Source organism: Microbacterium sp. (assembly GCF_032084865.1).
In the GTDB taxonomy this organism is placed as follows: domain Bacteria; phylum Actinomycetota; class Actinomycetes; order Actinomycetales; family Microbacteriaceae; genus Microbacterium.
Genome location: NZ_DAMDLU010000213.1, coordinates 1 through 3,108, shown reverse-complemented (window position 1 = coordinate 3,108; position 3,108 = coordinate 1). Strand labels below are relative to the sequence as shown.

Here is a 3,108-nt window from a genome sequence, read left to right as displayed (position 1 = left end):
CGCTCATGTCGAGCGAGATGAGCGCGGCCTCGTCGTCGAAGAGGAACTCCGCGAGTGCCTTGGCGAGCTCGGTCTTGCCGACGCCGGTGGGGCCGGCGAAGATGAACGAGCCGCTGGGGCGCTTCGGGTCCTTCAGGCCGGCGCGCTGGCGGCGGATCGTGCGGCTGAGGGCCGCGATCGCCTCCTCCTGGCCGATGACGCGCTGGTGCAGCGCCTTCTCCATGAAGACGAGCCGGCTGGACTCCTCCTCGGTGAGCTTGAACACCGGGATGCCGGTCGCCTGGGCGAGCACCTCGGCGATCAGGCCCTCGTCGACGACCGCCTGGGTCGCGACGTCGCCCGAACGCCACTGCTTCTCGAGGCGCAGCCGCTCGCCGAGCAGCTCCTTCTCCTGGTCGCGCAGAGCCGCGGCCTTCTCGAAGTCCTGCTCTTCGGACGCCGCCTCCTTGTCCTGACGGACCTTCGCGATCTTCTCGTCGAACTCGCGCAGCTCGGGCGGGGACGAGAGGATGCTGAGGCGCAGACGCGCGCCCGCCTCATCGATCAGGTCGATCGCCTTGTCGGGCAGGAAGCGGTCGGAGACGTACCGGTCGGCGAGGTTCGCCGCGGCGACGATGGCGCCGTCGGTGATCTGCACCTTGTGGTGCGCCTCGTAGCGGTCGCGCAGGCCCTTGAGGATGTTGATCGCGTGCGGCAGGGTCGGCTCGCTCACCTGCACGGGCTGGAAGCGACGCTCGAGCGCGGCATCCTTCTCGAAGTACTTGCGGTACTCGTCGAGGGTGGTGGCGCCGATGGTCTGCAGCTCGCCTCGGGCGAGCAGCGGCTTGAGGATGGATGCGGCGTCGATCGCGCCCTCTGCGGCGCCCGCGCCGACGAGGGTGTGGATCTCGTCGATGAAGACGATGATGTCGCCGCGGGTGCGGATCTCCTTCGTAACCTTCTTCAGGCGCTCCTCGAAGTCTCCGCGGTAGCGGGAGCCGGCGATGAGCGAGCCGAGGTCGAGCGAGTAGAGCTGCTTGTCCTTGAGGGTCTCGGGCACGTTGCCCTTGACGATCGCCTGGGCGAGGCCCTCGACGACGGCGGTCTTGCCGACGCCGGGCTCGCCGATCAGGACGGGGTTGTTCTTCGAGCGGCGCGAGAGGATCTGCATGACCCGCTCGGCCTCCTTCTCGCGGCCGATGACCGGGTCGAGCTTGCCGTCGCGCGCTGCCTGGGTGAGGTTGCGACCGAACTGGTCGAGCACCTGCGAGCCGCCCTGCGTGGACTGCTGGTTCTCGTTGGTCGTGGCGCCCACCGAGGCCGTCTCGCGGCCGGGTGCGCCCGAGAGCAGCTGGATGACCTGCTGGCGGACCTTGTTGAGGTCGGCGCCGAGCTTGACCAGCACCTGGGCGGCGACGCCCTCGCCCTCGCGGATGAGGCCGAGGAGGATGTGCTCGGTGCCGATGTAGTTGTGGCCGAGCTGCAGCGCTTCGCGCAGGCTCAGCTCGAGCACCTTCTTCGCGCGCGGCGTGAAAGGGATGTGGCCGGTCGGCTGCTGCTGGCCCTGGCCGATGATGTCCTGCACCTGCTCGCGCACGGCGTCGAGGGAGATGCCGAGCGACTCCAGCGCCTTGGCTGCGACGCCCTCGCCCTCGTGGATGAGGCCGAGCAGGATGTGCTCGGTGCCGATGTAGTTGTGGTTGAGCATCTTCGCCTCTTCTTGGGCGAGGACGACGACCCGGCGGGCTCGGTCGGTGAATCTCTCGAACATGCTGTGACTCCTTTTCGCGCGGGGCGAAGCGGCGGTGGCGCCGTGTACATCGAGAGTAACGACCGCAGCGGGGTGGAATGCCCGTGTTCGCCGTCGGCATACCCCCGAGCCACGGATGCCCACTTATGGCGGGCGCGGGGATGTCAACGAGCGGAAATGCCATCACCTCTTGACGATGCATATCGACAGTCGTTATGTTAACGATTACCAATAACAACGACTATCGATATGGAGTCAACATGAAGACCACCGACGGCGCTCCGGCGGAGCGCACGCTGAGCAGGGGCGACACGGTCAGCCTGGCGCTGTTCGTCATAGCGGGCGTGGCGATCGCTGCGTGGACGGTGTGGAACGTCGCCGTCCGCATCGTCGAACTGGTCGGTGGCGGCCCGGTCGAGGTTCTGGTGGAGTTCATCGGCACGACGGCCGATGCGCGGATCGGCGCCACGACCATCCCGGTCGAGCTGGATAGAGGCGTCATCACGGTAGAGGGGCTCGACGCCGTGGGTGTGGTGCCCGGCGTGCTGGGCCAGCTGGCCTTCGGCGCCACGATTGTCGTCGTGGTGGCCTGCCTGATCGCCCTGAGCCGCAACATTCTGCGCGGGCGCGTGTTCGGCAAGGCCAACACGCGGCTCGTCGCGGTCGGCGGCGGAGTCGGCCTGGTCGGTGCCGCGGCAGCGCACTTCTTCGACAACATGCTCGCGAACGCGGCGATGGCTAACGCGATCGACGGCCCCTTCGACACGGCCGTGATCTCGGTCGAGCCGTTCACTTTCGTGCTCGCCGCGTTCGCTCTGGCCGTGGTCGGCTCGGTGTTCGTGGTCGGCGACCGACTGCAGAACGAGCGCGAGCAGCTGAAGCGCGAGACGGAGGGACTGGTGTGACGCCTGCAGATATCGACGACGAGCTCACGGGCATCCACTGCCGCCTGGACGAGCTTCTCGCAGAGCGCTCCATGACGCTGACCGAGCTGAGCGCACGGGTGGGGGTGAGCATCGTGAACCTGTCGGTGCTGAAGAACGATCGCGCGCGGGCGATCCGCTTTTCGACTCTGCGTGCGGTGTGCGAGGCGCTCGACTGCGAGGTCGGCGATCTGCTCGTGCTCACCTCGCGTGACTGACCTGGTGTCACGCGCAGCTCCGAGGCGCGGCAGGTCAGGCATCAACGCTGAAGCGCCAGGTGAGCCGAATCGGTCGGTGAGCATGCCGAAGCCGGAGCTGCAGGCCGACGCGTCGAGGGGTTCGACGATCGTCGCGCGGTCAGGCCGCGCGCCGGGCCCGCCCGCCACGCTGTCCGACCTCCCGCCCCGCTGTCCGACCTCCCGCCCCGCCGCCCGATGGCCCGACCACCCGGGCGCC

General features: G+C 68.3%; 3 protein-coding genes. 2 read left to right on the top strand and 1 reads right to left on the bottom strand.

The features are described 5' to 3' along the window. Positions 1 to 1,750 (bottom strand): ATP-dependent Clp protease ATP-binding subunit (locus RT309_RS14520; protein ID WP_313358175.1); only part of this gene is annotated, 1,750 nt, incomplete at its 3' end. A 239-nt stretch (positions 1,751 to 1,989) separates the two neighbouring features. Here RT309_RS14520 and RT309_RS14515 point away from each other — a divergent pair. Both RT309_RS14515 and RT309_RS14510 read left to right on the top strand, forming a co-directional pair. Beyond that, positions 1,990 to 2,634, top strand: coding sequence for a DUF2975 domain-containing protein (locus RT309_RS14515; RefSeq protein WP_313358173.1), 645 nt, complete (start codon positions 1,990 to 1,992; stop codon positions 2,632 to 2,634). Then, the gene (locus RT309_RS14510) at positions 2,631 to 2,870 is read left to right on the top strand and encodes a helix-turn-helix transcriptional regulator (RefSeq protein ID WP_313358172.1); all 240 of its coding nucleotides are present in this window, start codon (positions 2,631 to 2,633) and stop codon (positions 2,868 to 2,870) included. The genes RT309_RS14515 and RT309_RS14510 overlap by 4 nt, the downstream gene beginning before the upstream one ends. The last annotated feature ends 238 nt before the right edge of the window (positions 2,871 to 3,108 follow it).